General features: G+C 71.5%; 26 protein-coding genes. 8 read left to right on the forward strand and 18 right to left on the reverse strand.

What is annotated here, in order from left to right; translation table 11 throughout:
* A complete protein-coding gene (locus tag OHA89_RS16825; protein WP_257554924.1) occupies positions 1-825 on the reverse strand; it encodes a hypothetical protein in 825 nt (274 codons plus the stop codon).
* A gap of 212 nt (positions 826-1,037) precedes the next feature.
* Between OHA89_RS16825 and OHA89_RS16830 the strand changes: the two genes are divergently transcribed.
* Complete coding sequence (locus tag OHA89_RS16830) at positions 1,038-1,676, forward strand: flavin reductase family protein (protein WP_266612283.1); 639 nt, start codon at positions 1,038-1,040, stop codon at positions 1,674-1,676.
* A 41-nt stretch (positions 1,677-1,717) separates the two neighbouring features.
* On the opposite strand, the gene OHA89_RS16835 is transcribed toward OHA89_RS16830, so the two are convergent.
* From OHA89_RS16835 to OHA89_RS16845, 3 genes are all read right to left on the reverse strand, one after another.
* Positions 1,718-2,785 (reverse strand): Zn-dependent alcohol dehydrogenase, encoded by a 1,068-nt coding sequence (locus tag OHA89_RS16835; protein WP_215139489.1) that lies wholly within the window; start codon positions 2,783-2,785, stop codon positions 1,718-1,720.
* A gap of 247 nt (positions 2,786-3,032) precedes the next feature.
* A complete protein-coding gene (locus OHA89_RS16840) occupies positions 3,033-4,235 on the reverse strand; it encodes an acyl-CoA dehydrogenase family protein (RefSeq protein ID WP_266608395.1) in 1,203 nt (400 codons plus the stop codon).
* Positions 4,236-4,251: 16 nt separating this feature from the next.
* Positions 4,252-5,163: an SDR family oxidoreductase gene (locus tag OHA89_RS16845; protein WP_406366521.1), complete on the reverse strand. Its 912-nt coding sequence runs from the start codon at positions 5,161-5,163 to the stop codon at positions 4,252-4,254.
* A 108-nt stretch (positions 5,164-5,271) separates the two neighbouring features.
* Between OHA89_RS16845 and OHA89_RS16850 the strand changes: the two genes are divergently transcribed.
* A complete protein-coding gene (locus OHA89_RS16850) occupies positions 5,272-6,198 on the forward strand; it encodes a cyclase family protein (protein ID WP_406366523.1) in 927 nt (308 codons plus the stop codon).
* A gap of 2 nt (positions 6,199-6,200) precedes the next feature.
* Here OHA89_RS16850 and OHA89_RS16855 read toward each other — a convergent pair whose 3' ends face one another.
* Positions 6,201-7,196, reverse strand: a complete 996-nt coding sequence (locus OHA89_RS16855) for a hypothetical protein (protein WP_406366525.1) — start codon at positions 7,194-7,196, stop codon at positions 6,201-6,203.
* Positions 7,197-7,282: 86 nt separating this feature from the next.
* Positions 7,283-7,876: an MBL fold metallo-hydrolase gene (locus tag OHA89_RS16860; RefSeq protein WP_215139494.1), complete on the reverse strand. Its 594-nt coding sequence runs from the start codon at positions 7,874-7,876 to the stop codon at positions 7,283-7,285.
* 206 nt (positions 7,877-8,082) lie between these two features.
* Between OHA89_RS16860 and OHA89_RS16865 the strand changes: the two genes are divergently transcribed.
* From OHA89_RS16865 to OHA89_RS16875, 3 genes are all read left to right on the forward strand, one after another.
* Positions 8,083-8,466 (forward strand): hypothetical protein, encoded by a 384-nt coding sequence (locus OHA89_RS16865; RefSeq protein WP_406366526.1) that lies wholly within the window; start codon positions 8,083-8,085, stop codon positions 8,464-8,466.
* On the forward strand, positions 8,466-9,779 hold the full coding sequence (locus OHA89_RS16870) for a caspase, EACC1-associated type (RefSeq protein WP_266608401.1): 1,314 nt from the start codon (positions 8,466-8,468) through the stop codon (positions 9,777-9,779). Before OHA89_RS16865 ends, OHA89_RS16870 begins: the two co-directional genes overlap by 1 nt.
* 143 nt (positions 9,780-9,922) lie before the next feature.
* The gene (locus OHA89_RS16875; RefSeq protein WP_215139497.1) at positions 9,923-10,639 is read left to right on the forward strand and encodes a hypothetical protein; all 717 of its coding nucleotides are present in this window, start codon (positions 9,923-9,925) and stop codon (positions 10,637-10,639) included.
* Between the two features lie 64 nt (positions 10,640-10,703).
* Here the strand turns inward: OHA89_RS16875 and OHA89_RS16880 are convergent, their stop codons facing one another.
* The 6 genes from OHA89_RS16880 to OHA89_RS16905 form a co-directional block, all read right to left on the reverse strand.
* Positions 10,704-11,036 (reverse strand): hypothetical protein, encoded by a 333-nt coding sequence (locus OHA89_RS16880; RefSeq protein WP_406366528.1) that lies wholly within the window; start codon positions 11,034-11,036, stop codon positions 10,704-10,706.
* Entirely contained in the window at positions 11,036-11,551 is a 516-nt protein-coding gene (locus tag OHA89_RS16885) for a DUF6232 family protein (RefSeq protein ID WP_257554938.1), read from the reverse strand. The genes OHA89_RS16880 and OHA89_RS16885 overlap by 1 nt, the downstream gene beginning before the upstream one ends.
* Before the next feature lie 306 nt (positions 11,552-11,857).
* Positions 11,858-12,319: an ATP-binding protein gene (locus tag OHA89_RS16890; protein WP_215139500.1), complete on the reverse strand. Its 462-nt coding sequence runs from the start codon at positions 12,317-12,319 to the stop codon at positions 11,858-11,860.
* Positions 12,320-12,630: 311 nt separating this feature from the next.
* Positions 12,631-13,575, reverse strand: a complete 945-nt coding sequence (locus OHA89_RS16895) for an acyl-CoA dehydrogenase family protein (RefSeq protein WP_266608406.1) — start codon at positions 13,573-13,575, stop codon at positions 12,631-12,633.
* A 5-nt stretch (positions 13,576-13,580) separates the two neighbouring features.
* Complete coding sequence (locus OHA89_RS16900) at positions 13,581-14,735, reverse strand: acyl-CoA dehydrogenase (RefSeq protein ID WP_266608408.1); 1,155 nt, start codon at positions 14,733-14,735, stop codon at positions 13,581-13,583.
* Positions 14,735-15,955: an amidohydrolase family protein gene (locus OHA89_RS16905; RefSeq protein WP_406366531.1), complete on the reverse strand. Its 1,221-nt coding sequence runs from the start codon at positions 15,953-15,955 to the stop codon at positions 14,735-14,737. Before OHA89_RS16905 ends, OHA89_RS16900 begins: the two co-directional genes overlap by 1 nt.
* Positions 15,956-16,079: 124 nt before the next feature.
* Between OHA89_RS16905 and OHA89_RS16910 the strand changes: the two genes are divergently transcribed.
* A complete protein-coding gene (locus tag OHA89_RS16910; protein WP_406366533.1) occupies positions 16,080-17,669 on the forward strand; it encodes a class I adenylate-forming enzyme family protein in 1,590 nt (529 codons plus the stop codon).
* Positions 17,670-17,837: 168 nt separating this feature from the next.
* Here the strand turns inward: OHA89_RS16910 and OHA89_RS16915 are convergent, their stop codons facing one another.
* Both OHA89_RS16915 and OHA89_RS16920 read right to left on the reverse strand, forming a co-directional pair.
* Positions 17,838-19,085 (reverse strand): maleylpyruvate isomerase N-terminal domain-containing protein, encoded by a 1,248-nt coding sequence (locus OHA89_RS16915; protein WP_266608413.1) that lies wholly within the window; start codon positions 19,083-19,085, stop codon positions 17,838-17,840.
* Positions 19,082-19,645 (reverse strand): sigma-70 family RNA polymerase sigma factor, encoded by a 564-nt coding sequence (locus OHA89_RS16920; protein ID WP_215139506.1) that lies wholly within the window; start codon positions 19,643-19,645, stop codon positions 19,082-19,084. Before OHA89_RS16920 ends, OHA89_RS16915 begins: the two co-directional genes overlap by 4 nt.
* A gap of 300 nt (positions 19,646-19,945) precedes the next feature.
* Between OHA89_RS16920 and OHA89_RS16925 the strand changes: the two genes are divergently transcribed.
* Positions 19,946-20,464 carry an EF-hand domain-containing protein gene (locus OHA89_RS16925; protein WP_257554946.1) on the forward strand — a complete coding sequence of 173 codons (519 nt, stop codon included), beginning with the start codon at positions 19,946-19,948 and terminating at the stop codon, positions 20,462-20,464.
* Positions 20,465-20,630: 166 nt separating this feature from the next.
* Here the strand turns inward: OHA89_RS16925 and purU are convergent, their stop codons facing one another.
* A complete protein-coding gene (gene purU / locus OHA89_RS16930; RefSeq protein ID WP_215139508.1) occupies positions 20,631-21,512 on the reverse strand; it encodes a formyltetrahydrofolate deformylase in 882 nt (293 codons plus the stop codon).
* Between the two features lie 14 nt (positions 21,513-21,526).
* Positions 21,527-21,973, reverse strand: a complete 447-nt coding sequence (locus OHA89_RS16935) for an SCO4402 family protein (protein ID WP_215139682.1) — start codon at positions 21,971-21,973, stop codon at positions 21,527-21,529.
* Between the two features lie 208 nt (positions 21,974-22,181).
* Between OHA89_RS16935 and OHA89_RS16940 the strand changes: the two genes are divergently transcribed.
* Complete coding sequence (locus OHA89_RS16940; protein ID WP_406366535.1) at positions 22,182-23,498, forward strand: ABC transporter substrate-binding protein; 1,317 nt, start codon at positions 22,182-22,184, stop codon at positions 23,496-23,498.
* Between the two features lie 12 nt (positions 23,499-23,510).
* Here the strand turns inward: OHA89_RS16940 and OHA89_RS16945 are convergent, their stop codons facing one another.
* A complete protein-coding gene (locus tag OHA89_RS16945; RefSeq protein WP_406366536.1) occupies positions 23,511-24,743 on the reverse strand; it encodes a hypothetical protein in 1,233 nt (410 codons plus the stop codon).
* A 155-nt stretch (positions 24,744-24,898) separates the two neighbouring features.
* Entirely contained in the window at positions 24,899-26,281 is a 1,383-nt protein-coding gene (locus tag OHA89_RS16950; protein ID WP_215139511.1) for a transcriptional regulator, read from the reverse strand.
* Between the last annotated feature and the right edge of the window lie 13 nt (positions 26,282-26,294).

Below are 26,294 nucleotides of genomic sequence, written 5' to 3' on the forward strand. Positions count from 1 at the left end.
CTAATTCATGGTGTCGATTGATCTTTGCCAGTCACGGAGATCGACGTCGCGGCCGATGCCCCACAACTTGTCCAGCTCACCCTGGACTTCCCGGCCCATCGCCGTCTCGCACCCGTCGATCTCGAGCTGGGTCGACTGGATGGCGAGCCGGCCGTGCAGGAACGAGCTGACCAGGTAGCGCTCGTCGGCCTTGTACACGGCGATCGACGGCAGGGAGTTGTACACCCGCACCTGGAGCATGTGCCGCAGCTGCGGCGGAACCTCGTCGTAGACGGATTTGAGGATCTGCAGGCTTCCCCTCACGTCCACCCCCCGGCCGGGCTCCCCGACCTGTAACGCCCGGTCGCGCAGGTCCGCCACCAGTGACGAAGGGTGCAGCAACAGGATGCGCACCTCTGTCCGCCGTTCGGCGACGGCCCTCGTCAACTCGCTCTTCAACTGCTCGAGGTTGGGTATCCAGGTCTGCAGGATGGACACCTCCCGCCGAGCGTTCTTCAGCAGCTCGAGGAAGGCCGCCTCGGGGAAGGTCGGGTGCACCCTCGCCACGCCGTCGTAGCGCTCGCGCCGGAGCTGGCCCTCGATGCCGTCGATGTCGAGTCTGGAGATCTGCGCGTTCATGGTGTCGAGCACCTTCAGGCGATCGAACTCCATGAGGAGGAAGAGCGTGACCGTGCTCAGGATGAGCAGCGTGATCTTCGGGAGCGTGCCCCCGGGGGCCATCTTGTCGAGCCACCCGAGGACGTCGGCGAGCAGGACCGCGATGCCCGCCACTGCCATCGCACCCAGTGCGATCCGCTCGGCCCGGTTGCGAAAACCGCTCCCCATGCCCACCCCAGCCCCCGACGTCGCTGTCGTTGGCGACGACTGTACACAGGCACTCCCGCGCGCACGCCGGAAGGCCATGTCTCGTTGATCACAGGGGAGTTGGGAACCGAACCGGGCTATGGAGAAGCAGCCCGGGGCGGACTGCTCCCGCACCACCCTTCCAATCTGACGAACCGTCAGCTTCAATCATGGGTGTGATGGGACACGCAGGGATGGCGGCCACCGTCGTCCGATACCTCAGGTCAGTCGGCTCCCCCGCCTCCGCCTCGCCGGAGCCGGGACCCGTCGACGCTCCCCCAGACTTCGTCCGGGGGTACCCCCAGCCGCGCCCAGATCTGCGTGCCGTCGGCGCGGACGAGCGCGCGCCGGTCTCCCCCGCCGAATTCCGGGCCGTGCTCGGGAACTTCGCCAGCGGGGTCACCGTCATCACCGCGCCGCCCGGCGAGGACGAGGAGGGCCCGGCCGGCTTCGCCTGCCAGTCCTTCGCCTCGCTGTCCCTCGACCCGCCCCTGGTCACCTTCATGGTGGCCCGTACGTCGACCACCTGGCCGCGGATCGCCCGCGCCGGGGTGTTCTGCGTCAACATCCTGGGCGCCGAACAGGGCGAGCTGTGCCGGTCCTTCGCCGTCAGCGGCGCGGACAAGTTCGCCGGGGTCACCCACACCCCGGCCCCCGTCACCGGGTCTCCGCAGCTCGACGCCGTGCCCGCCTGGATCGACTGCCGGATCCACGCCGTCCACACCGGCGGTGACCACCTCATCGTGGTCGGCAAGGTCGTGGCCATGGGCGCGGCGGGCGAGGGCGACCCGCTCCTCTTCCACAAGGGCCGCTTCGGACGCCTGGCCGGCTGACGACTCCGTCAGCCGGCCAGGCGGTCCCGGCACCACCCCGGCTAGAACGTGAGGACCCCGCGCGCCACCCGGCCGTGGTGGGCGTCGTCCGCGGCCTTGGCGAAGTCCTCGACCGGGTAGACCTCCGTCACCAGCTCGTCGAGCAGCAGCCGGCCCTGCCGGTAGAGCTCGGCGTACAGCGCGATGTCGCGCTGCGGGCGCGAGGACCCGTACCGGCAGCCCATGATCGTCTTGTCCAGGTACATGGACGAGACGAGGAACGAGGCCTCCTCCGTGAACCCGGGCACGCCGAGCAGGATCGCCTGCCCGTGCCGGTCGAGGAGGTCGATGGCCTGGCGGATCAGCTTCACGCTGCCCACGCACTCGAAGGCGTGGTCCGCGCCGGTGGGCAGGATCTCCTTCACCGCCGCCGAGGAGTCGGCGACCGCCGAGGCGTCGATGAAGTGAGTGGCCCCGAACTGCCGGGCCACCGCCTCCTTCGCCGGGTTCGCGTCGACCGCCACGATCGTCGTGGCCCCCGCGATCCTGGCCCCCTGGAGCACGTTCAGCCCGATCCCCCCGGTGCCGATCACGACCACCGACTCGCCGCGGTCGACCTTCGCCCGGTTCAGCACCGCGCCCACGCCCGTCAGCACCCCGCAGCCGATCAGGGCCGCCGAGGTCAGCGGGATGTCGTCCGGGATCTTCACCGCCTGCACGGCCTTGACAATCGTCCGCTCCGCGAAGGCCGAGTTGGAGGCGAACTGGAACAGCGGCTTCCCGCCCCGCGAGAACGGCTGCCCGGGCATCCCGATCGCCTTGCGGCACATCGTCGGCCGGCCCCGGTCGCAGTCCGCGCACGCCCCGCAGTTGGCGAGGGTGGACAGCGCCACGTGGTCCCCGGGCGCCACGTGCGTGACCCCCGAGCCGACCGCCTCGACCACCCCCGCGCCCTCGTGCCCGAGCACCACCGGCGGCGGGAACGGAATCGTCCCGTCGATCACCGACAGATCGCTGTGGCACAGCCCGGCCGCCGCTATCGCGACCAGCACCTCCCCCGGCCCCGGGTCGCGGATCTCCAGGTCGTCGACCACCTGGGCCTGCTTGCCGTCGAATACGACGCCTCTCACCGGAACTCCTTCAGGATGCGCCGACCCTCAGGCCGGAGAGAATTCGGGTAACGACACGCACACGCTGCGTGGTAATGTTGTTGATCGCGGAGCGAGAACCAAGCCCGCACAGCAACTCCTTCCACAACTTCATGCGTCCGGGCTGGTTTCAACCCGGCTGGTGTTGATCGCGTAAGACTCGATGGCTCGCTGGGCGACCGAGCAGCGTGAACCAGGAATCCCCCTCGTCTATGACGTGGGGGAGGATTCAACTGGACTCCTTAGGCAGGCCGAGCACGCGCTCGGCGATGATGTTGCGCTGGATCTCGTCCGAGCCGCCGTAGATCGTGTCGGCACGGGTGAACAGGAAGAGCCGCTGCTCCTCGTCGAGCCCGAGCTCGTACGGGAGCCCGGGCGCCCAGGCCTGCGGACCGGCCGAGGCCACCGCACCCCGGACCTCCACCGCCAGCTCGCCCAGCCGCCGGTGCCACCCGCCCCACAGCAGCTTGGCCACGCTCGGCGCGCCCGCGTCACCGGCGGCGCCGAGCGTCCGCAGCGCGTTCCACCGCATCGTGCGCAGCTCGGCCCACTGCCGTACGAGGCGCTCCCGCACGGCCGGATCCGGAGCGCCCGAAGCCGCGTACGCCGCCAGTACGCGCTCCAGCTCCGCCGCGAAGCCGATCTGCTGGACCAGGGTCGAGACCCCCCGCTCCAGGGCGAGGAGTCCCATGGCCACGGTCCAGCCGTCGCCCTCCGCGCCGACGACCTCGTCGGCCACCGCCCCGTCGAAGAACACCTCGTTGAACTCCGAGGTCCCCGACATCTGCCGGATCGGCCGCACGTCGATCCGGCCCGGCTGGTCCATCCGTACGAGCAGGAAGGACAGCCCGCGGTGGCGCCGGGACCCCGGCTCGGTGCGGGCCAGTACGAAGCACCAGTCGGCGTCCTGGGCGAGGGAGGTCCAGATCTTCTGGCCGGTGATCCGGTACGGCCCGGCCGCGCCCCGACCGGGTTCCCGTACCGCCGCCGTACGGATGCCCGCGAGGTCGGAGCCGGCGTCCGGCTCGCTGTACCCCTGGCACCACAGCTCCTCCCCGCGCGCGATGCCGGGCAGGAAGCGGTCCCGCTGCTCCCGGGTCCCGTAGGCGATGAGCGTGGGCGCGAGGAGGTTCTCCCCGATGTGGCCGACCCTGCCGGGCGCGCGCAGCGCCGCGTACTCCTCGGCCCACACCACCTGCCCCGTCAGCGAGAGCCGGCGGTTCCCGTACCCCTCGGCCTCCCAGCCCTGCCCGATCCAGCCGCCCCGGCCCAGCTGGCGCTCCCACGCCCGCCGGGCGCCGACCCCCTCGTGTTCGCTGCCCGGCCCGCCGAGGCCCCGTGCCCGCGCGTACGGGCCCACGAGGTGCTCCACCAGCCACGCGCGGGCGCGACCGCGCAGCTCCTCGTCCTCGGCCCCGAAGCTGAAGTCCATCCGGTCTCCCGCTCCTCTACGCGTTGGGGCGGTCCTTGGCGGCCGCCGCCTTGGCCATGGCCTCGAGCTGCGCGAGCATCGGCATCGGGTCGGTGCCCACCGTCCCGGGCAGGAAGTCGGCGATCTTCTCCGGGGTCCAGGAGCCCTCGGCGTACCCGGCGCGCAGTTCGCGCGGCTGTGCCCAGACGGCGATCTTCGGGCCGGCGATCGTGTAGACCTGCCCGGTGATGTCCTCCACCCTGGCCCGGTCGCTGAGGAGGTAGGTGACGAGTGCCGCGACGTCCTCGGGCTCGCCGATCTCCTTGAGCTCCATGGGGACGTTGGCGGACATGCGGGTGCGGGCGACCGGTGCGACGGCGTTGGCCGTGACCCCGTACTTGGCCAGGCCCAGCGCGGCGGACCGGACGAGGGAGATGATCCCGCCCTTGGCGGCGCTGTAGTTGGCCTGGGCGACGGAGCCCTGGTGGTTGCCGCTGGTGAAGCCGATGAGGGTGCCCGAGCCCTGCCGGCGCATGACGGCCGAGGCGGCGCGGAAGACGGTGAAGGTGCCCTTGAGGTGGGTGGCGACCACCGGGTCCCATTCCTCCTCGGACATGTTGAAGAGCATCCGCTCGCGCAGGATGCCCGCCACGCACACGACGCCGTCGATGCGCCCGTACCGCGCGAGCGCGGTGTCGACGATGCGCTGGCCGCCCGCCATGGTGGAGATGTCGTCGGCGACGGCGACGGCCTCGCCGCCGGCGGCCTGGATCTCCTTCACCACGCCGTCGGCGATCTCGCTCGTCGGCTCGCCGCCCCCGATGCCCACCCCGTAGTCGTTGACGACGACCTTGGCGCCCTCGGCGGCCGCGGCGAGTGCCACGGCCCGCCCGATGCCCCGGCCGGCGCCGGTGACGGCGACGACCTTGCCTGACAAGAAGTTCCCCACGTCCGGCCCCTTCCCGCGTTTTCTGACGGACCGTTAGATTCTATGGGGAGTCAGATGCACCTGCACAAGCCCTCGTTGCCGTTTCCACGCAAGGAGCTGTTGAGGCCCATGTCACTGCCCGCCGAGTTCCACGACATCGCCAAGCGCGTCAACAACTGGGGGCGCTGGGGCGCCGAGGACGAGATCGGCACCCTGAACCTCGTCACCGACCAGGTGGTCCGGGCCGCCGCGGCGGAGATCCGTACCGGCCGCCGAATCCCGCTGGCCCTCCCCCTCAAGGAGGACGGGGTGCAGGCCGGGTTGATCCCCGGCCGGATCAACCCGCTGCACACGATGGTGCAGATCAACCAGGAGCTCTTCGGTCCGGGCACGGTGGCGTGCAGCGACGACGCCGTGACCATGGGACTCCAGGCGGGCACCCACTGGGACGCCCTGACGCACGTCTCCCACTCCGGGAAGATCTACAACGGCCGCCCGGCCTCCTCGATCACCGCGCACGCGCGGTCGGAGTTCAGCGGCATCGACAAGGCCGGGCACATCGTCTCGCGGGGCGTGCTGCTGGACGTGGCGCGCACCAAGGGCCTGGACCGGCTGCCCGGGGGTCACGCGGTGACCCCGGAGGACCTGGCCGAGGCGGAGGAGTTCGGCGGGGTCACGGTCCGCCCGGGAGACATCGTCCTGGTCCGCACGGGCCAGATCCAGGTCTACCTGGCGGGTGACAAGCACGGCTACGGCTTCCCCTCCCCGGGGCTGTCCGTCCGCACCCCGGAGTGGTTCCACGCCCGGGACGTGGCGGCGGTCGCGAACGACACGCTCACGTTCGAGATCTTCCCGCCGGAGATAGAGAATCTCTGGTTGCCGGTGCACGCCCTCGACCTGGTCGAGATGGGCATGCACCAGGGCCAGAACTGGAATCTCGAAAAGTTGTCCACAGCCTGTGCAGAAGATAACCGGTACGCCTTCCTCCTCTCCGCCATGCCGGAACCGTTCGTCGGCGGCACGGGCACCCCGGTGGCTCCCGTGGCCATCCTCTGAGGTCAGGAGGCTGCGACGGCGCGTCGGGCGCCGACGACGATCCGTACGGTCGCCGCGGCGGTGAGCAGGAGGACCGCGCCGAAGGCCGTGAGGGTCGCGGTGTCCGGGTGGATCAGGGACTGGCCGCGGGCGGCCTGCCAGGTGACGACCGCGACCAGGCCGCCGTAGCCGAGCGCGATGCTGCCCACCAGGCGGGCGCGGGCCCGCTCGTCCCGCAGCCAGGCGTGCCGGGCGGAGAGGGCGGTCAGTGCGACGGTGAGCAGGAGCAGTACCTGGATGCCGTGCAGGGCGAAGAAGTGCGGGACCCGGAAGTCGCCCCCGGTCGCGCTCCAGTTGGTGAGGAACATGCCGTGCCCGTCGGGGTCGCCGATGCCGTGGCCCTGGTACATCGGGACGTCGGCGCCGTTGGCGTCGGTGACGGTACGGGGGTGCGTGACGGTCACCATCCAGTAGATCGGGATGAGCATGCCGGCGGTGGCGAGGCCGAGCCCGGCCCGGATCGCCCGGTTCAGGTCCGGTCCGCCCGTGCGCTGGACCAACACCGCTGTCGCGACGATCAGTTGCGCGATGGTGATGACCAGGACGCCGAAGGTGAGGACCGGTACGAGGGCCAGGGTGACCGGGTCGCTCCGGTCGGCGTTGAAGTGGCTGAAGGTGCCGCGTGCCGCCTGCAGGGTGATGGCGCCGACCTCGGCGGCCACGGCCAGCGCGAAGACGGTACCGACCCACCGGGCGAGGCGCCTTCCCTTGTTCAGCTTGGTCAGCAGCCAGGCCAGCGTGCCGGTGTAGAGGGCGAAGGCGAAGCCGAACTTCATCGGCTTGACCCATACCGACTCGCCCAGCAGGATCCGGCTGTCCACGGCCGTTCCGACGGCGCAGACGAGCATGAGGGCCGTCATGAGGACCGCGCAGATCAGCAGCGGGCGGTGCCACGTGCACCAGGCGGCGCGCCAGGCGGTCCCCCGGGGGGAGTTGGCGGGTTCGAGCAGCGATGTCATGGGAGTCCCCTTGCGACGGTCGGCACGGCCAGGGCGGTCGGCGCGGCCGGCGTGTGCGGTTGAGTGAGGCGGTCCGCGCCGGCCCGCTACAGCGGCGCCTCGTCCCCCGCCGGGAACGGCCCGCCGTGACCCGGGACGATCACGTCGGATGCCTCCAGGACACGAAGGCGCGAGGTGCGCAGGACGTCCCGGTCCGGAGCCACCGGGTCCTCGGCCGGACCGTCCGGGCGCCACCAGAGGTCGCCTGCGAAGGCGATCACGCCGTCGGCGGTGCCGGCGAGGAGGGTGATGTCCTCGGGGCTGTGGCCCGGGGTGCGGATCAGGCGCAGGGAGTCGGTGAGTTCATGGCCCTCGGCGTCCCGGTCGGTCCACTGGTCGTTGCGGTACTCCGCCTTGTGGTCGTGGACCCATGCCTGGGGGAACAGGCCCACGTTCATGGTGTTGTCGGGGTGGTGGTGGCTGAGCACGACGTCGGTGATGTCGTCCGGTCCCAGGCCCAGTTCCGCGAGCGGGCCGAGGATGCGGTCGCGGTGGGCCACCATGCCGGGGTCCACGATCACGTGCCGGTCGCCGTCGGTGACGTACGAGACGGTGGCCGCGACCCCGGGGCCGGTGGAGGTGGTGTAGCCGGTGGTCAGGACGGTGTACACGGCGCTGCGGCCGAGGGGCTGGTTCGTCATGGCTCAAGCCTCGCGCCCCGGCCGACTGTCCACGAGTGGCTCTTCTGCCCGTGATCGCGGGTTTCGTGCCACACCGCGTGCCGCGCGGTCATCGGGCGGCGGCGGGGCCGGTCGGCGGAGCGGGATTGTGAGCCGGTCGGCCGGGGCATGTCCCTCCCGTCGAGCGACGACGGGCATGGGGGGACATCATGCGGATACGCGTCTCAATGGCACAGGGCGAAGATTCCGACGAGATCAAGTCGCTGTACCGGTGGCTGTCCAAGGACCCGGACGTCACCGATGCGGCGGAGCTGTCGCTGGTGGGGGACACGGCGGAGCCGGGGTCCATGGGCTGGGACATGGACACCATCAACGTGGTGGTGTCGAACTCCCTGGCCGGGCTGAACGCCGTGATCGCCGCCATCACCCTGTGGCGGCACACCCGCACCACCGGCACCACCGGCACCACCGGGTCCCGCGCTGTCCGCGTCGGCACGGAGGACGCATCGGTCGTACTCGCCGACGACAGCGGGGAGAGCCCCGAAGAGCTCGCGGCGCGGCTCGATCCGACCGGCCGCGACAACTCCGGCGGAGACCCCCGGGGCCGTTGATGGCGGAGATCAGACTGGCCGACCCGTCCACCTCGCGTGCGGTGCTCGCCGGAATCTGGGACTACGAGCACATGGAGCCGCTCCCGGCGGTCGCCCGCAACGTGACCGGCCTGGCCGACGCCCTGGCAGACCCCCGCATCTGGGGTCTGCCTCGGCAGAACATCAGCATCGTCCAACCAGGAGACGTGCGGGACGGGTTCATCCGCACCATCACGAAGGCCGCCGAGGAGGCCACCGACACGCTCCTGGTGTACTTCGCCGGCCACGGGATCAACGACGACTTCTCCGACGAGCTGTACCTCGGCCTGCCCGGCACCCGTGAGAACGAACTGGACACCGCCCTGCGCTACGAGTTCATCAGCCGGCGGCTGCGACCCGGCGCCGCCAAGGCCAAGCACGTCGTCGTCATCCTCGACTGCTGTTTCAGCGGCCTGGCGGTGAAGGCCGGGATGTCGGCGGGGCAGCGTCTGGCCGATCTGGCCGCGATCTCCAGCAGGGCCGTGTTCACCGCGTCCGCCGAGACGAAGCGGGCCATGGCCCCCATCGGCGCCGCGTACACCGCGTTCACGGGTGTGCTCCTCGACCTCCTCGACCATGGCATTCCGGGGGAACCCGAGCTGCTCACCATGCAGACCCTGCATGTCCACGCACACACCCTCCTCAGGAACCAGCGACCCGAGCTGGGTTCCCGCGGCGGGGGCGGTCTCGTCTGCATCGCCAAGAACACGCAGCCCGCCACGACAGCACCGGCATCGCGCACCCCGGTCATCGTGATTCCGGCGCAGCCGCCGGAACTGCCCTCCCGGATGCCCGCGCTGATCAGGCAACTGCTGCTCGGCCGCCACGGGCGCATCAAAGGACTGACGGTGGTCGGGCCCGGTCTGGCGACCCCCGCCTGGCTCACCAAGGAGCGCCCCTGGTTCGGGCTGGCGAAGGACGAGGAACTGATCGGGGTCTGGCGGTGGCCCGCCAAGCCTCTGTTCTTCCCCCGGCGCGGCTGCCGCCTGCTGTTCACCAGCCGCGGGGTCCGCATCCAGCAGGACAGCTCCCGGATGATGTTCCCGTACACCAACTTCAAGGAGACCTGGTTCAGTTCCGCGTCCTCGGCCACCCCCACCCCCATCTGCTCGACGGAAATCAGCAGCCACGTCGTCTACTACGCACAGATGTCGATCCGCGACGCGAGCCAGTCGTGGCACTCACCCGATCTCGATGCCGCCAGTGCGGTCGTGCACGGCCTGGCCGCCGTCCTTGAGGAGATCAAGGCGATCGCCACCGGATCGGCCACCAGAACCACCACCGGCAACGGCTGAACGGGCGGCCGCGGGACGGCCCCGGCCGGGCCGCGCCCCACGGTCATTCGGGCCTCCGCACCGTGGAACCATGAGGTGTCCATGACGCGTCACCGTTCGCGCGTCACATCCCCGGACCCACCACCCTCACCACAGGAGGACCCATGGCCAACCCCTACGCGGTAGCGCCACCGCCGCCGCCCCAGCCCCCCAGGCGCCGGTCGAACGGAGGCATCGCCGGCTTCATTGCCGTCGCCCTGGTCATCGCCGGCATCTACGGCGCCTCCCATTGGCTCGGCAAGGACGACGGCAAGCCCAAGGGGTCCGCCTCCGCGACGACGTCCCCGTCCGCCAAGCCCTCGCCCAACCCCTCGGACTCCGGGAACCCCGAGTCCTCCTCCGACACGTCGAGTTCGTGGAAGGTCGGCGACTGCGGCGGCCCCGACCCGGACAACAAGCCCGACGGCTACCGGCCGCAGAAGTGCACCGCCACCGGTGCCTCCTTCAAGGCGATCGACATCAAGGACGCGAGCATCCTCCCCGGCTCGATCCAGTGCCCGCCCGGCACCGACCTCATGATCGAGGTGAGCATCTCCTACGGCAGCAGCAAGAAGGGCGGCATCCCCACCAACACCGTCTGCGGCCGGAACCTGTCCAACGACCACCCCGGCGACCCGGGCGCGGGCGGCGGCCAGCTGGTGAAGGGCGACTGCGTGACGGACCAGGCCCAGGAAGTCCCCTGCGCGGGCGGCGGTTCGGGCACGTACAAGGTGCTCGGCCTGGTCAAGACGAAGAGCGAGTGCCCGTCGGGCACCAGCGAGCCCATGGAACTGACCATGTCGGTAGGCCGCCCCTACGACGTGATCTGCGCCGACGCATAAAGGCTCCCCGAGGGTCAAAAATGGGGGCCGCTTGACGCGGCCCCCTTTGTTTTCTCCTCTCGGCTCAGCCGAGTAGTGCCCTGACGGCATTGATCACGGGAACTCCGGCTTCTCCGACCAGCGTCGCAATTCCGGAGAACGTTCCGAGCAGTCTCCTGAAACGGTCTTCGGGGGGATTCGAATTGAGCTCCTCGATTGCCGCGTCCACCTCCGCCCGGTCGCCTTCACCCAGGTGCTGCCGCATCGCCCGGACTTCCGCGAGAAGGGTCTCGATGGCCGATTCCCCGGCCTCCGGGCCGCCTACGCGCTTTCCGCCGGCCACGATGTCACCGGAGCCGGTGTGCTCCGCCTTGCCGATGCTCCCGGCCCCGTACTGCGTGTAGCTGTCGCCGCTCATCAGCGGGTCCCGATGTTGCCGGAGCCGCTGTGCTGGGCCTTGCCGATGCTCCCGGCCCCGTACTGCTCGATGTGGTCGCCCATGACGGCGTGCCGCACGTTGTAGACCACCTGGGCGGTGTCCGGGCGGCCGATCGCCTTGGTGATCTCCATGACGAGGGCCTGGATCTCGCTGTGCTCCGTGGACCACACGGCGTCGCGCTGTGTGCCGGAGGTGTTGAGGACCAGGCCGTACAGCGGCGGCTTGCCGATGAGCGCGACGAGCCGCCAGATCAGCAGACCCAGCACGGCGACCAGCAGGATCACCCCGACTTCACCGACCGCGGCCGCCACGATCCCACCGATGACGAGAGTGATGAGAGCGCGGGCGATGAACTTTCTCCAGGCCGCGCCCTTGTCGACTTCCAGCATGCGCTGCCCGACGTGGGAAATATTGCGCAATGGATAGGCCTCACCGTTGACCCACAGCACACCTTCCTGCACTCGGACTTCGACGGTCGATTGGCTAGGCGCCATGTCCCGCCCCCCTTGCCTGATTCCGGTGTTGTCGGCACGAAGTGTAGGGCGAGCTCGATCGACCAAGTAGGGATTGGACAACTTCGACTTAGTGATGATCGATTACTCATTCCGCTTGACACTCGCGCCGCTGAATTCGAGGGCGTGAGGACCTGCGGGTGGCGGCGGTGCGCATGCACGCCCCGAGCGCGGCACGGCAGCCGCCACCCCGCGACCCGCACTCGTCAAGGCCTGCCCTTGGCGTCCCCTCGCGTCGAATCGCTCCACACCAGGGTGATCAAGATGTGACGGATCGTCAACACCTCGTTAGAGGTACACGCGCGGTTCCCGCCCGGGAGTGTGAATTTCCGAGGGGCCGCCGGAGGCCGCGTCCGCGGACTTCTCCGCGCGGTCGATCTCGCACCAGATCCGCTTGCCCGCACCCTCGCGCTGCCAGCCCCAGCGGTCCGCCAGGCCGTCCACCAGCTCCAGGCCGCGCCCGCCCGTGTCGTCACCCGCCGCCTGCCGGCGGTCCGGCGCCCGGTCACTCGCGTCCGCGACCTCGACCCGCACCCCGGGCCCCCCGAACAGCATCCGCAGCACGGCCGGACAGCCCGTGTGCACGACCGCGTTCGTGACCAGCTCGGAGATCAGCAGGATCAGCGTCTCGGCGAGCGGTTCGTCATCCCCTATGCCCGACCCCGCCAGCCGCGACCGGGCCCACCGGCGCGCCCGGCCGACTTCGGCGGGGTCCGGTCCTACCTCCAGCTGAACCTGAAGCACCTGCACCGCTCACACCATCCGAACCGGCGGACACTTCGCCTCGCGACAGGATGGAATCACCCACTGTGATCCCCTTGCGGAGCAGCATGGTTGACATACAGTCACCACAACAAGCGCTTCGGGCATATTCCCGCGCGAAGGAGTGGGCGTGGTGCATACTGTGCGACGCCTGCGCCGCTCAACCGCTCGCATTCGTGGGAGCGTACCGGAGCGACCCCCCGACTCCGGTCCGTAACGAGGGGGGCGAAGGACACAAACCGATATCAACTCTCCGTAATCGGACATGAGTCCCGCGCCTTCCCTCCCGTAACAGACGGCTACGGCGCCGAACCCAGCAGTTCCGCCGCCAGCAGCTCCTCCGCCTCCGCCGCCGTACACCACTGCTGCGCCCGCACCCACGCCCGCTTGAGGTGCAGATGGACGTCCGCCTCCCACGTGAAGCCCATCCCGCCGTGCACCTGGAGGCAGTCCCGGGCATTGCCCACGGCGGCCTCGTCCGCGAGGAGCTTGGCCGCCGCGATCTCCGCGTCTCCCACGGCGCACTCCGCGGTCACCGCCGCCGGCACCGCAGCCGGCACCGCCGCCGTCACGGCCGCCGCGTAGACCGCCGTACGGGCCACCTCCGCCCGCACCAGCATCTGCGCGCACAGGTGCTTGACCGCCTGGAACGCCCCGATCGGCTGCCCGAACTGCTCGCGCTCGCCCGCGTACCGCACCGCCAGCTCCACCGTCCGCAGCGCGCTCCCGACCTGGAGCGCGGCCGTCAGCAGCGCCCCCTCCGAGCGGTACGCGGAGGAGTCCCCGTACGAGACCACCCGGTGCAGCGGGGTCAGCGGGTCCGCCGAGCGCACCGGTGAGCCTGCGGGCATCCCGGAAGCGCCCAGGACCGCCTCCGCCTCCCCCAGGTGCGCGACCAGGCCGTCCCCCAGGTCGAAGGCGGTGACCACCGTGGTCCCGGCCGCCGCCCCCGGGACCACCCCGGCCGCCAGGTGCGTGGCCACCAGCGGCCCCGGCACGAGCGCCCGCCCGGCCTCCTCGAAGACGAGCACCGCCTCCGGCAGCCCGAGCCCGACCCCGCCGTCGGCCTCGGGCAGCCGCAGCGCGAAGAAGCCCGCCTCGCCCAGCTCCCGCCACAGCCCGCGGTCCACGGCGGCACCCGTGTCCACCGACGCCCGCAGGGCCTCGCGCCCGTACCGGCCCGCCAGGAGGTCCCGTACGCCGGTCCGCAGGTCCCGCTGATCCTCGGTCGGCTGGAAGTCCACGCCCCTCACCGGCCCTTCGGGAGGCCGAGGATGCGCTCGGCGACGATGTTCCGCTGGATCTGCGAGGTGCCCGCCGCGATGGTGTAGGAGAGGGAGGAGAGCCGGTCCAGGGTCCATTCCTCCTCCAGGGAGAGGGACGAGGGCCCCAGCACCTCCGCCGCCGCCTCGTACAGCTCCTGGCGCGCGTGCGAGTAGGCGAGCTTGAAGACGGAGCCGCCGATGCCGGGGACCCCGCCGGAGCGCTCCGACTCGCTCACGTTCCACTGCGTGAGCCGCCACAGCGCGCCGAACTCCCCGTACAGCCGCCCCAGCCTGCGCCGCAGCACCGGGTCGTCCCAGCGCCCGTTCGCCTTCGCCGTACGGGCCAGTTCGCCCAGGGTCCGGCGGCAGGCGACGACCTCCCCGACGAAGGCGGTGCCCCGCTCGAAGGACAGGGTGACCATGGTGACCCGCCAGCCGTCGTTCTCCGCTCCGACCCGGTTGGCGACCGGAACCCGTACCTCGTCCAGGAACATCTCCGCGAACTCCGTCGACCCGGCGAGCGTGCGCAGCGGCCGGATCGTCACGCCCGGCGCGTCCATGGGCATGGCCAGCCAGGAGATCCCCCGGTGCTTCGGGGCCTGCGCGTCCGTCCGTACGAGCAGTTCGCACCAGTCGGCGACCTCCGCGTGCGAGGTCCAGATCTTCGATCCGGTGATCACGTACTCGTCGCCGTCGCGGACCGCGCGCGTGCGCAGGGAGGCCAGGTCGGAGCCGGCGTCCGGCTCGCTGAACCCCTGGCACCACACCTCGTCGCCGCGCAGTACGGGCGGCAGCCAGCGCGCCCGCTGCTCCGCCGTTCCCTCGGCGGCGATGGTCGGGCCCGCGTGCAGCAGCCCGACGAAATTGGCCCCGACGTACGGGGCCCCCGCGCGCTCGGTCTCCTCCAGGAAGATCAGGTGCTGGGTCGGGGTGGCCCCGCGGCCGCCCGCGTCGACCGGCCAGTGCAGGCCCGCGTACCCGGCCTCGTACAGCCTGCGCTGCCAGCCCAGGTCGTACGCCCGCCGCCCGGGCCAGTCGTCCGGCGAGGGCTTGGCTGGCAGCTCGGGCAGCGCCTTGCCGAGCCAGCCGCGCAGCCGGGCCCGGAACTCCTGCTCCTCTTCCGTGTAGGTCAGGTCCATCAGCGGCCCTTGACCCGGCCCAGGTCCCGGTCCAGGTCGAGGCCGAGCATGCGGATGGCGTTGCCGCGCATCAGCTTGTAGACCGTCTCGTCGTCCAGGCCCTTCACGTGGTCGAGGGCGACCTCCTTGGTGTGCGGGAAGGTCGAGTCCACGTGCGGGTAGTCGGTCTCGAAGGTGGCGTTGTCGCGGCCCACCACGTCGAGCGAGGCGATGCCGTGCTTGTCGCGGAAGAAGCAGCAGAACATCTGCCGGTAGTAGTACGTGGACGGCGGCTCGGGGATCAGGTCGCGGACCCCGCCCCAGGCGCGGTGCTCCTGCCAGACGTCGTCGGCGCGCTCCAGGGCGTACGGGATCCAGCCCATCTGCCCCTCGCTGTAGGCCAGCTTGAGCGTCGGGAACTTCACCAGCACCCCGCTGAACAGGAAGTCCATCATGGAGGCCATCGCGTTGTTGAAGCTGAGCGAGGCCTGGACGGCGGGCGGCGCGTCGGGGGAGGCGGCGGGCATCTGGGAGCTGGACCCGATGTGCATGTTGACCACCGTGCCGGTCTCCTGGCAGACGGCGAAGAAGGGGTCCCAGTACCCGGAGTGGATGGACGGCAGCCCCAGGTAGGTCGGGATCTCGGAGAAGGTCACCGCGCGCACCCCGCGGGCCGCGTTGCGCCGGATCTCGGCGACCGCTAGGTCGATGTCCCACAGCGGGATGATGCACAGCGGGATCAGTCGGCCGCCGCTGTCGCCGCACCACTCCTCGACCATCCAGTCGTTGTAGGCGCGCACGCAGGCGAGGGCCACCTCCTTGTCGTGGGCCTCGGCGAAGGTCTGCCCGCAGAACCGCGGGAAGGTCGGGAAGCACAGCGAGGCCTCGACGTGGTTGAGGTCCATGTCGGCGAGCCGCGCCCTGGGGTCCCAGCAGCCGCGGCGCATCTCCTCCCGGGTGATCCCCTCCAGCGTCATGTCGTCGCGGTCGAAGCCGACGGCGGCGATGTTGCGCTTGTACGGGAACTTCAGGTCCTCGTAGATCCACCAGTCGGTCGGCGGGCCGTCGGGGTCCATGGAGATCACGTACTTGCCGCCGGTGTACTCCAGCTCGCCGATGCCCGCGGTGAGGGCCTTGGGGCCGCGGTCCCGGTACTTGGCGGGAAGCCAGACGTCGAAGAGGTGCGCGGGCTCGATCACGTGGTCGTCGACGCTGATGATCCGAGGCAGTTCCAGTCCCATGCGGTCTCCCCAATCTGATGGATCGTCAGAAACAAGCTAGCCCCGCCACCCCTGGACCGACAAGCGTCAGCGCTCTACGCTCTCCGCTTGATCTGACTATCCGTCAGCTATGGGGAGGTCTGGGATGAGGGACACGACGACCGGCACCGCGACGGAACTGAGCCGGTCCGCGACCCTGTGGGAACTGATCGCCCGCCGGGCCGCCCTGACCCCGGACGACACCGTCCTCATCGAGGCGGCCGAAACCGCAGAAACCCCCGCCTCCCACAACCCCGCCGACGGCCGCCGCCTGACCTTCGGGGAGCTCCGCGACCGCTCCGAGCGAGCCGCCGCCGGCCTCTACGCCATGGGCGTGCGCCCGGGCACGGTCGTCGCCTGGCAGCTCCCCACCCGCATCGAGACCGTCCTGCTCTCGGCCGCCCTGGCCCGGATCGGCGCCGTCCAGTCCCCCGTCATCCCGTTCTACCGGGACCGGGAGGTCGGCTTCGCGCTCCGCGAGTCCAAGGCCGAGTTCTTCGCCGTCCCGGGCGTGTGGCGGGGCTTCGACTACCCGGCGATGGCCGCACGGCTCGGCGCGCGCGGCGTCTTCGAGGCGTACTCCGCCCTCCCGGACGGCGCCCCCTCCGTACTCCCCCCGCCGCCCGTCTCCGGCACCGACGTCCGGTGGATCTACTGGACTTCCGGCACCACCTCCGACCCCAAGGGCGTCCTGCACACCGACCGCTCCCTGATCGCGGGCGGCTCCTGCCTCGCGCACGCCCTGCGCCTGACCCCGGCCGACGTCGGCTCGATGGCCTTCCCGTACGCGCACATAGGCGGCCCGGACTACCTGGTGATGCTGCTCCTGTACGGCTTCCCCGCGGTGCTCTTCGAGAAGTTCGCGATGCCGGACGCCCTCGACGGTTACCGCCGCCACGGGGTCACCGTGGCCGGCGGCTCCACGGCCTTCTACTCCATGTTCCTCGCGGAACAGCGCAAGGACCCGGGCGTCCCGCTGATCCCCACGCTGCGCCTGCTGGCGGGCGGCGGCGCCCCCAAGCCGCCGGAGATCTACCACGCCGTCGTACGGGAGATGGGCTGCCAGCTGACCCACGGCTACGGCATGACCGAGGTCCCGATGATCACCATGGGCGCCCCCGACGACACGGCGGAACACCTGGCCACCACCGAGGGCCGGCCCCCGGCCGGGATGTCCATCCGCATCACGGACCCGGCGGGCGAGCCGCTCCCGGCGGGGGTCGACGGGGAGGTCCGGCTCCGGGGGGAGGCGGTCTGCCAGGGGTACCTGAACCGGGATCCGTCGGAGTCGGCGGAGGTCTTCGACGCGGACGGCTACCTGATCACCGGCGACCTGGGCCACCTCACGGCGGACGGATACCTGGTGCTGACCGGGCGCAGCAAGGACGTCATCATCCGCAAGGGCGAGAACATCTCGGCGAAGGAGATCGAGGACCTGCTGCACGAGTTGCCCGGGGTTGCCGACGTGGCGGTCATCGGGCTGCCGGATGCGGAGCGGGGGGAGCGTGTCTGTGCCGTGGTCGAGCAGCCGGCGGGGGCGGCGGCGCTGACGCTGGCGCAGGTGACGGCGTACCTGCGGGCCGCGGGCCTGGCCACGCACAAGCTCCCGGAGCAGCTGGAGCTCCTGGACGCGCTCCCGCGCAACGAGGCCCTGCGCAAGGTCCTGAAGTACCGCCTCCGCGAACGGTATTCCTAGCCCGGCGGCGCGGGGCCGCTGCGCGGAGCTGCTCCCCGCCCCGCCCCTTCCCGAAACCGGGCTCCGCCCGGACCCTCCCCCAGACTCCGTCCGGGGGGACCCCCACTCAAACGCCGGCGGGGCTGAAGATCAGCCCCGCCGGCGTTTGAGGCGCGGGGGGTCTGGGGGCTACATCCGGCTCAGGGACGCGGCGGCGAAGAGGACGTCGCGGATGGCCTCGCGGTCACCGTGCTGGCCCGCGGCCGCCTCCTCCGGGGAGATGTGCCCGGCAGCCAGCTGGCAGAACTCGACGCGGTCCAGCGCGATCTCCGCCACCGTCCGCTCGGCCGACGGCACCGCCCCCGGCGAGTCCAGCGCGATGTCCCACCCGCCACCACCCGCACCCTCGATCTCCAGGTGCAGCGTCCGCCCCGGCGCACCCGCCGCGACCAGCCCCTTCGCCGGCGCCGCCAGCCCCGCACGCCGACGCTGCGCGAGCGCGCCCGGCAGCAGCCGCGCCGCCAGGTCGATCATCCGGTGCAGATGCGGCCCGGCCGGCGGCTCGTACGGGTAGTCCACCGCCTCCGCGATGTCCCACGCGTGCACCCAGCACTCGAAGGCCCGCTCCAGGAACGCGTCCCCGAGCGGCAGCGAGAAGTCCCCGTACTCCACCGCCAGTTCCGCCACACCGCGCCCCGCGAAGGAGACCGTGCGCACCAGCGTGTGCCCCTGCTCCCGCCACGGCTCGCGGACCTGCCGCGTGGTCGGGTACGCCGACGCCTGCCAGAAGTGCTCCGTCCGCGCGGACGGGCCGACGCCGGCCGGCGCCTCCTTGCCGAGCGGATCGTCCAGCCCCAGCGCGGTGGCCACCAGGCCGTCCACCGCCAGCAGATGCCCGATCACCCCCGCCACCGTGGTCCGCTGCGTCTTGCGCCGCTCTTCCTCGAACCACTTCAGCCGGACCGGAGTGTGCCACTCCGAGTCCCCGAAGTCCTGGAGCAGCGCGTCGAGCCGCGCCGTCTCGGTGTCGTACGGGTTCGCCCACACCGGCACCGGGATCCGGGCCGGCCGCTTGCCCAGGCAGTCCTCCAGCACCCGCGAGCGCAGCAGCGGCTTGAGGTCGAGGTTCTCCTCCGGGTGCAGCAGGCCCACCGCGTCGCGCAGCCGCAGCGCCTCCTCCGCGCAGGGCGCGCACTCGGTGAGGTGGTCCTCCACCGCCTGCGTCTCCTCGGCGGAGCACGCGGCCAGCGCCCACGCGCCGAGCAGCGACTTCAGCACGGCGTGGGAAGGCGGGGCGGCCGGCAGCGGCTGCAACCGCGCCGCCTGCGGCGCCTGCCGCGGGTCGAGGTCGTCGGCGGCGCCGCGCGGGCCCGGTATCCGGGCCCGGCCGCCGGGGCGCTCGTATCCGTCCTCGGGCCACTCGGCAGGGCCGTTCATCGCGACGTTCCATATCCGGGCTGGGCGGTGTCCTCCAGCGGGAGGGCGTTGGCGGTCGACAGCAGTTGGAGCCCGAGCCGCAGCCGGCGCCGCGCCTCGTCCTCGCTGATCTGGAGGTCCGCGGCGGCCTGCCGGTAGTCGCGCCGTTTGAAGTACGCGAGTTCGAGCGCGGCACGCAGCGGCGCGGGCATGGAGGTGACGATGTAGTCCGCGCGGGCGGCGGCGTTGGCGCTGCGCACCTTCTGCTCGAGCTCCTCGCGCGAGCCGCGGCCCAGTTCGGCCTGGCGCAGCCGGGCCACCGCCTGGCCCTGGGTGATCCGGGCGACCCAGGAGCGCATGGAGCCCTGCTTGGGGTCGTAGGCGTCCGGGTTCTCCCAGATGTAGCCGAAGACCTCGCGGGTGATCCGGTCCGCGGCCTTCTCGTCGCCCAGTACGCGGTGCGCCAGGCTGTGCACGAGCGAGGCGAAGCGGTCGTACAGCTCTCCGAGCGCGGCGGCCTCGCCGCGGGCGAGGCGTTGCTGCATGCGGCGGTCCCAGCGCGGTGGTACGTCCTTAGGCATACTGCCCCCAGCCGTTTGTCGACGCATCGAATGTAATGGGCACCTGGCCGATCGCGCCCGTTTTGGGGAAAGGTCACCCTGGAAGTGAGCCCTGGGTGATAGGGGCGTGGCAGTGTGTGAACCGTGGTACGGGCAGCGACACATGGGTACAGGTGTACGCGCCCCACCGCGCTCCCCGTGCGCGGGTTCGATGCGTTCGCGCCCTTGACCCGTTCGCTTAACGCACAGGCCACCGAGGCCTTACGCTCCTGCCTTGTCTGGATCTGAACACACCGCACACGTGAAGGCGGAACGCCGAACATGGACAGCGCAGAGTACGAGCGCAAGATCGCCGCCCGATTCGCCACCTTCGACCAGGACGGGTCCGGTTATATCGACCGGGAGGACTTCAGCGCGGCCGCGAAGGCCGTCCTGGCCGAATTCGGCACCACAGCCCGGTCGGACAAGGGCCAGGCCGTCTTCGCCGGGGCCGAGGCGTTCTGGCAGGGCATGGCCGGGATCGCGGACGTCGACGGGGACCAGCGGGTGTCCCGCGAGGAGTTCATCACCGGGGCGGCGAAGCGGCTGCGCGACAGCCCGGACCGGTTCGCGGAGATCGCGCGGCCGTTCCTGCGGGCCGTGATCGCGGTGGCGGACGAGGACGGCGCGGGCGCGACCCCGCAGGCCGCCGCCCGGGTCCTGCGCGTCCTGGGCACGGCGCCCGACCTGGCCCCGCAGGTGGCGGCGGCCCTGGACGCGGACGGCGACGGCCGCATCTCGGAGGACGAGATCCTGTCGGCGTTCGCGTCCTACTGCGGCGTGGAGGCCCCCGACGCCTGACGGCCGGGACCGGCCTCATCCAGCCTCGCCTGGGAGTCCCCCCGGACGGAGTCCGGGGGGAGATTGAGGCGTGGGGGTCCCCCCGGACGGAGTCTGGGGGAGGGTCTGGGGCAGAGCCCCGGCAGCCGGCCCGCACGGGCCCTGCCGCGCCTCACCCGCAGACGGCCTAGGCGAAGACCACCGTGCGCGAGCCGTTCAGCAGCACGCGGTGTTCGCTGTGCCACTTCACCGCCCGCGCGAGCGCCTGGCACTCCACGTCCCGCCCGACCGCCACCAGCTGGTCCGGGGTCACCTCGTGGCCCACCCGCTCGACCTCCTGCTCGATGATCGGCCCCTCGTCGAGGTCCGCCGTCACGTAGTGCGCGGTCGCGCCGATCAGCTTCACGCCCCGCGCGTGCGCCTGGTGGTACGGCTTCGCGCCCTTGAAGCTCGGCAGGAACGAGTGGTGGATGTTGATGATCCGCCCGCTCAGCTCCTTGCACAGGGTGTCGGACAGCACCTGCATGTACCGGGCGAGCACGACCAGCTCGACGTTCTCGGAACGCACGAGCTCCAGCAGCTCCGCCTCCGCCGCGTCCTTGGTGGCCTTCGTCACCGGGATGTGCACGAACGGGATGTCGTACGAGCCCACCAGCTCGGCGAAGTCGGTGTGGTTGGAGACAACGGCCGCGATCTCGACCGGCAGTGCCCCGATCCGCGAGCGGAACAACAGGTCGTTCAGGCAGTGGCCGAACTTGGACACCATCAGGATGATCCGCATGCGCTCCTCGGAGCGGTGGATCTGCCAGTCCATCCTGAACGAGTCGCCGATCGCGGCGAAGCTGGCGCGCAGCTTCTCCACCGTCACCGGGGGGTCGGCCTCGAAGTGCACCCGCATGAAGAAGAGTCCGGTCTCCCGGTCTCCGAACTGCTGGCTGTCCACGATGTTGCAGCCGGTCATGAAGAGGTAACTCGACACGGCGTGCACGATGCCCTGCTTGTCGGGGCAGGACACGGTCAGGACGTACTGCGGGGGCTGGGGCTGTGCCTCGGGCTGCGGGTCGCTCATGACCGCATAGCCTTTCACACCGCGCGGGTGAGGATCCTCAACACATCCAGCGACGTGGGCCGGGCGTCCGGGTCGTCCCCGTCCGCCGTGGCCAGCCGTACGTGGGCCTCGCGCGCGGCACGGACCGCCTCGGGCCAGGCGTGGTGTTCCAGGTAGGCGGAGACGGCCGCGTCGGGACCGACCTGGTGCATGATGCGGAGCACCCGCAGCACCGCCAGGTCGACCAGGGCCGCCTCCTGTGAGTCGCGCAGGATCGTGCCGACGTACTTCTCGGCCGACCAGCTGTCGAGCCAGGTGTCCTCGACGAGCCGGTACACGGCATCGGTGACGTCCCCGTAGCCTTCGGCGCCGGCGAGCCAGGTGTCCTCGTGGAAGGCCGGATCGGAGAGCATGTGCAGCGCCGAGCGCACGTTGCTGCGCCAGCGCCACCACGGCATGTCGTTCAGGGGCATGCCGCCCATGGTGGAGGAGCGGCCACCTCGGCGGGAAGAGTTCTTCGAACCTTGGGCGAATGTCACGTCGTCGATCGTACGTTCCCGCCTTCCGCGATCTTCAGGCGCGTGTGAACAACCGGAGGCGAAGATTCCCCCCGGTAATTCACCTGCACGTCACCGGATGTTGTGAACCCCTCACTCTCCAGTTCCCCGTGGGGCGGAATGGTGCATGGACATGACCGATCGGCGACGCACAGCAACTCTCTCCCGCACCCTCCTGGCCACGGCGATGGGTGCGTGTCTCGTCGCCGGGTGCGGGCTGATCCCCGGGGGCTCGGGGGGCTCCGCGGGCACCCTCACCGTCATGACGTTCGCACCCGAGGACACCAAGGCGACCAACATGCCCGGAATGCCCGGCATGGCCAAGGCGTACGAGCGCTGGGTCAATTCCAAGGGCGGCATCAACGGCCACAAGCTGCGCGTACTGACCTGCAACGAGAAGAACACGCCCAGCGGCGCCGCCGACTGCGCCCGCAAGGCCATCAACGAGAAGGCCGTCGCCGTCGTCGGCTCCTACAGCCAGCACGGACGCGCCTTCATGGCCCCGCTGGAGGCCGAGGGCATCCCGTTCATCGGCGGGTACGGAGTCTCCTCCGAAGAATTCCAGTCGACCCTCTCCTACCCCGTCAACGGCGGCCAGCCCGTCCTCCTCGCCGGCGCCGGCCACCAGCTGGGCCGCGCCTGCGCCCAGGTCTCCCTGGTCCGCCCCGACACCCTCGCGGGCGACTCGATGCCGATCCTGCTGAACGCCGGGCTCAAGGCCAACAAGATCCCCGACGCCTCCGACATCCGGGCCGCCGAGGACTCCGCGGACTTCTCGGCGCAGGCCCGCGAGGCCCTCGCCGACACCGCCGCGATCACCGCCGCCGGCAGCAGCAAGGACAAGGAGAAGGAGAAGGAGAAGGCCAAGGGCTGTGTGACCGCCGTCCTCGGCGAGCGCACCGAGACCTTCTTCGACGCCTTCCGCCGCGCCGACTCCCAGAACAGGAAGCCGCAGATCTCCTCGGTCCTCGGCAGCGTCAGCCAGTCCCTGGTGGACCGCACCGGCGGCAAGGAGAGCCCCTTCGAGGGCGCGTACCTGACCAGCTGGTACCCGGTGGCCACCGACCCCCTCTGGGAGCCGATGCGCAAGGTCATCTCCGACTTCGCCTTCGGCGACGACGGCGTCGACCCCGACGACAGCGGAACGCAGACCACCTGGATCGCGTACACCGTGCTGAACGACGTCCTGAAGCGCTTCAAGCCGGACGAGGACATCACCGGCCGCAAGGTCACGCGGGCGCTCAACCAGGCGGAGTCCGTCAACACCGGCGGCCTCACCCCGGATCTGAGCTGGCGCTACCAGGACATGCGCGCCGTCGCCGGCTTCCCCCGCATCGTCAACGGCCGGGTCACCTTCCAGGTCGTCCAGGCGGGCCGGCTCATCGCCCAGGAGGGCGAACAGACGATGGACATGACCGCGACCCTGGAACAGGCCCCCCGGGCGGCCTGACGGCCGTCCGGCTCACAGCTGTGACTTGTCGCGCTTGGTGAGGCTGTACTTGGCCGCGATGTTGTTCCACAGGACCGCGGCCGACTCCTTGGCCTTCGTCGCCTCGCCGCTCGCCTTGTTGCCGGCGCTGGCGTTCTCGGAGTTCTTGGCCTTGCCGTCCTTGCACTTGTCGTCGTCCACGTCGTCCGCCCAGGCCGCGTAGCTGTTGTCGGCGGCCGCCGAGGACTGCCAGGCCTTGGTGAGCGCGGCGGTCAGCTTCGCGTGGTCGGGGAGCTGGTCCACCTTCAGCTCCTGGAGGCGGGTGACGAGCTCCTCGCGCTGGCGGGCCGCGTCGCGCAGGTCGGCGGCCGCCTGGTCGAGGTTGCTGCAGCTCTTGATGTCCTCCACGGCCTTGATCACCGCGGCCCGGCTGTCATTGCTGTCCGCGAGGAGCTTGTCCAGCTGGACGGCCTGCGGGCGGGCCGGGTCGACGGGGGCCTCGCCGCCGGGCGCCGCCGAGCCGCCGCTCGCGGTGGCCGCCGGGGGGACCGCGCCCGGGTCGTTGTTCTGCGGCTTGCCGTCGCCGAGCAGCGAGCCGACGCCGAGCCCGACCACGGCCAGGCCGATGACCACCGCGGCGATGATCGCGGGCGAGACCCGGCGGGGGGCCTCCGGCGGCGGGGGCGGCGCGAACTGCTGCTGCGGGTGCGGCTGGTGGTGCTGCGGCGGCTGGTGGTGCTGCGGCGGTACGGGGCCCTGCCCGCGCGGCGGATACGCGCGCGGCGGGACCGGCGGCAGGTGCTGGGTGTGCCCGGCGGAGTCGTCACCGCGGAACAGCCCGTCGAACGGCTCGAGCCCGCCGGCGGCGGGGACCGGCGGGATGTACTGGGTCGCGGCCTCCTCGTGCGCGGGAGCCGCGGGACCCGCCGGCACCGGCGGGATGTACTGCGTCGCCGCCTCCTCGTGCGCGGGAGCCGCGGGGCCCGCCGGCACGGGCGGGAGGTACTGGGTCGCCGCCTCCTCGTAAGCGGAGGCCGCGGGGGCAGCGGGGCCCGCCGGCACGGGCGGGATGTACTGCGTCGCCGCCTCGGGCAGCGGCGGGTAGCCGTAGCCGTGCGGCTGCCCCGGCCCCTCGTACCCGGGCCCCACCACGTGCCCGGGGGCCTCCTGCGGCTGCTGCTGCGGGTGCTGCGGGTAGCCGTACGCGGGCTCCGGACCCCACGGGGCACCCGGCTGGGGGGCGCTCCCCTGTCCGTTCTCCGTCACCGGGTCTCCTTCTCCGACTCGCCCGAACCTTACGGAACCGTCGGTCACGCTACCCGGTAACGCACCGCTACCGGGAGGCCACCCGGCAACCCGCCCGGCCCGCCGGGCCCCCTCGGGGCCCGTTCGGGGCCTGCCCGGGGCCCGCCCGACACGCCCTAGGCGACCCGCGCCTCCAGCCGCGCGCCGAACTCGCGGACCGCCGCCTCCTCCCCGTACGGCTCCAGGCGGGCCCGGAAGTCGTCCAGGTACTCCGCGCCCCGGTTCGAGCGCAGGCCCGACAGCAGGTCCGCCGCCTGCGTGGCCGTCTGGCAGGCCTGTTCCACCTCCCGCTGCTGGACCTGCGCCGCCGCGAGCAGCAGCAGCCCGATGGCCCGGCGGCGCGCCTTGCCCGCGGGGAGGCCCCGTAGCGCCTCCGCCGCCTGCTTGGCCGCCGCGTCCGCCTGGCCCAGGTCCCGGTGGCAGTGGGCCAGCTCGTCCGCGAGGTACGCCTGGTCGAAGTGCCGGATCCACACCGGGTCGTCGCCCGACTCCGGCTCCGCCCGCTCCAGCGCCGTGACGGCCCGGGACGACAGCACCGCCGTCGCCCGGTTGTCGCCGAGCAGCGCGTGCCCGCGCGCCTCGGCGGCGTAGAACATGGCCTCCACGCGCGGGGTGACCTGCCCCCGCGTCCCCTCCTGCGCGGCCCGGGCCAGCTGGGCGATCTCCCGCGGGTTGCCCAGCTCGGCGGCGAGGTGGCTCATCGACGCCGCGAGCACGTAGCCCCCGTACGCGCGGTCGCCGGCCGCCTGGGCGAGCCGCAGCGCCTGGATGTAGTAGCGCTGGGCCAGGCCGGGCTGGCCCGTGTCCACCGCCATGTAGCCCGCGAGCTCCGTCAGCCGGGCCACCGCCGCGAACAGCGCGCGCCCGACGGGCTCCCGGTACGAGCCGCCGATCAGCCCGGACACCACGGAGTTGAGGTAGTGCACGACCACCGGCCGCACGTGCCCGCTGCCGAAGCGGTGGTCGAGGTCCTTGAGCGCGTCGGTGGTGGCCCGTACCGCCTCCACGTCGGACATGCCGACGCGCGAGCCGCCACTGCGCGCCACTTGCGTGTCGGCGCCGGTGATCAGCCAGTCGCGGCTCGGCTCGACGAGCGCGGAGGCGGCCACGCTGGAGCCCGCCAGGAAGTCGCGGCGGCCCACGTCGCTGCGCCACAGCTCGCAGACCTGCTCGATGGCGCCGATGACGGTCGGGGAGAACTGCAGGCCGACGCCGGAGGCGAGGTTCTTGCCGTTGGCCATGCCGATCTCGTCGATGGTGACGGTCCGGCCGAGTTTGCGTCCGAGCGCCTCGGCGATGATTCCGGGAGCCCGGCCGCGCGGCTGCTGGCCGCGCAGCCAGCGGGCCACGGAGGTCTTGTCGTAGCGGAGATCGAGGCCGTGTTCCGCCCCGCACATGTTGACCCGCCGGGCGAGCCCGGCGTTGGAGCACCCGGCTTCCTGGATGAGCGCCTGCAGCCGTTCGTTCGGCTGGCGGGCAACGAGAGGCCTGGCTGCCATGAAAACCCCCTGA

Origin of the sequence: Streptomyces sp. NBC_01546, from assembly GCF_045208355.1 — a bacterium.
Taxonomy (GTDB): Bacteria; Actinomycetota; Actinomycetes; order Streptomycetales; family Streptomycetaceae; genus Streptomyces.

Coding starts and splice junctions, on each gene's coding strand:
- OHA89_RS16825 (WP_257554924.1), bottom strand. CDS start 825: ATGGGGAGCGGTTTTCGCAACCGGGCCGAGCGGATCGCACTGGGTGCG.
- OHA89_RS16830 (WP_266612283.1), top strand. CDS start 1,038: ATGGCGGCCACCGTCGTCCGATACCTCAGGTCAGTCGGCTCCCCCGCC.
- OHA89_RS16840 (WP_266608395.1), bottom strand. CDS start 4,235: ATGGACTTCAGCTTCGGGGCCGAGGACGAGGAGCTGCGCGGTCGCGCC.
- OHA89_RS16850 (WP_406366523.1), top strand. CDS start 5,272: ATGTCACTGCCCGCCGAGTTCCACGACATCGCCAAGCGCGTCAACAAC.
- OHA89_RS16855 (WP_406366525.1), bottom strand. CDS start 7,196: ATGACATCGCTGCTCGAACCCGCCAACTCCCCCCGGGGGACCGCCTGG.
- OHA89_RS16860 (WP_215139494.1), bottom strand. CDS start 7,876: ATGACGAACCAGCCCCTCGGCCGCAGCGCCGTGTACACCGTCCTGACC.
- OHA89_RS16865 (WP_406366526.1), top strand. CDS start 8,083: ATGGCACAGGGCGAAGATTCCGACGAGATCAAGTCGCTGTACCGGTGG.
- OHA89_RS16870 (WP_266608401.1), top strand. CDS start 8,466: ATGGCGGAGATCAGACTGGCCGACCCGTCCACCTCGCGTGCGGTGCTC.
- OHA89_RS16875 (WP_215139497.1), top strand. CDS start 9,923: ATGGCCAACCCCTACGCGGTAGCGCCACCGCCGCCGCCCCAGCCCCCC.
- OHA89_RS16880 (WP_406366528.1), bottom strand. CDS start 11,036: ATGAGCGGCGACAGCTACACGCAGTACGGGGCCGGGAGCATCGGCAAG.
- OHA89_RS16885 (WP_257554938.1), bottom strand. CDS start 11,551: ATGGCGCCTAGCCAATCGACCGTCGAAGTCCGAGTGCAGGAAGGTGTG.
- OHA89_RS16900 (WP_266608408.1), bottom strand. CDS start 14,735: ATGGACCTGACCTACACGGAAGAGGAGCAGGAGTTCCGGGCCCGGCTG.
- OHA89_RS16905 (WP_406366531.1), bottom strand. CDS start 15,955: ATGGGACTGGAACTGCCTCGGATCATCAGCGTCGACGACCACGTGATC.
- OHA89_RS16910 (WP_406366533.1), top strand. CDS start 16,080: ATGAGGGACACGACGACCGGCACCGCGACGGAACTGAGCCGGTCCGCG.
- OHA89_RS16915 (WP_266608413.1), bottom strand. CDS start 19,085: ATGAACGGCCCTGCCGAGTGGCCCGAGGACGGATACGAGCGCCCCGGC.
- OHA89_RS16920 (WP_215139506.1), bottom strand. CDS start 19,645: ATGCCTAAGGACGTACCACCGCGCTGGGACCGCCGCATGCAGCAACGC.
- OHA89_RS16925 (WP_257554946.1), top strand. CDS start 19,946: ATGGACAGCGCAGAGTACGAGCGCAAGATCGCCGCCCGATTCGCCACC.
- purU (WP_215139508.1), bottom strand. CDS start 21,512: ATGAGCGACCCGCAGCCCGAGGCACAGCCCCAGCCCCCGCAGTACGTC.
- OHA89_RS16935 (WP_215139682.1), bottom strand. CDS start 21,973: ATGGGCGGCATGCCCCTGAACGACATGCCGTGGTGGCGCTGGCGCAGC.
- OHA89_RS16940 (WP_406366535.1), top strand. CDS start 22,182: ATGACCGATCGGCGACGCACAGCAACTCTCTCCCGCACCCTCCTGGCC.
- OHA89_RS16950 (WP_215139511.1), bottom strand. CDS start 26,281: ATGGCAGCCAGGCCTCTCGTTGCCCGCCAGCCGAACGAACGGCTGCAG.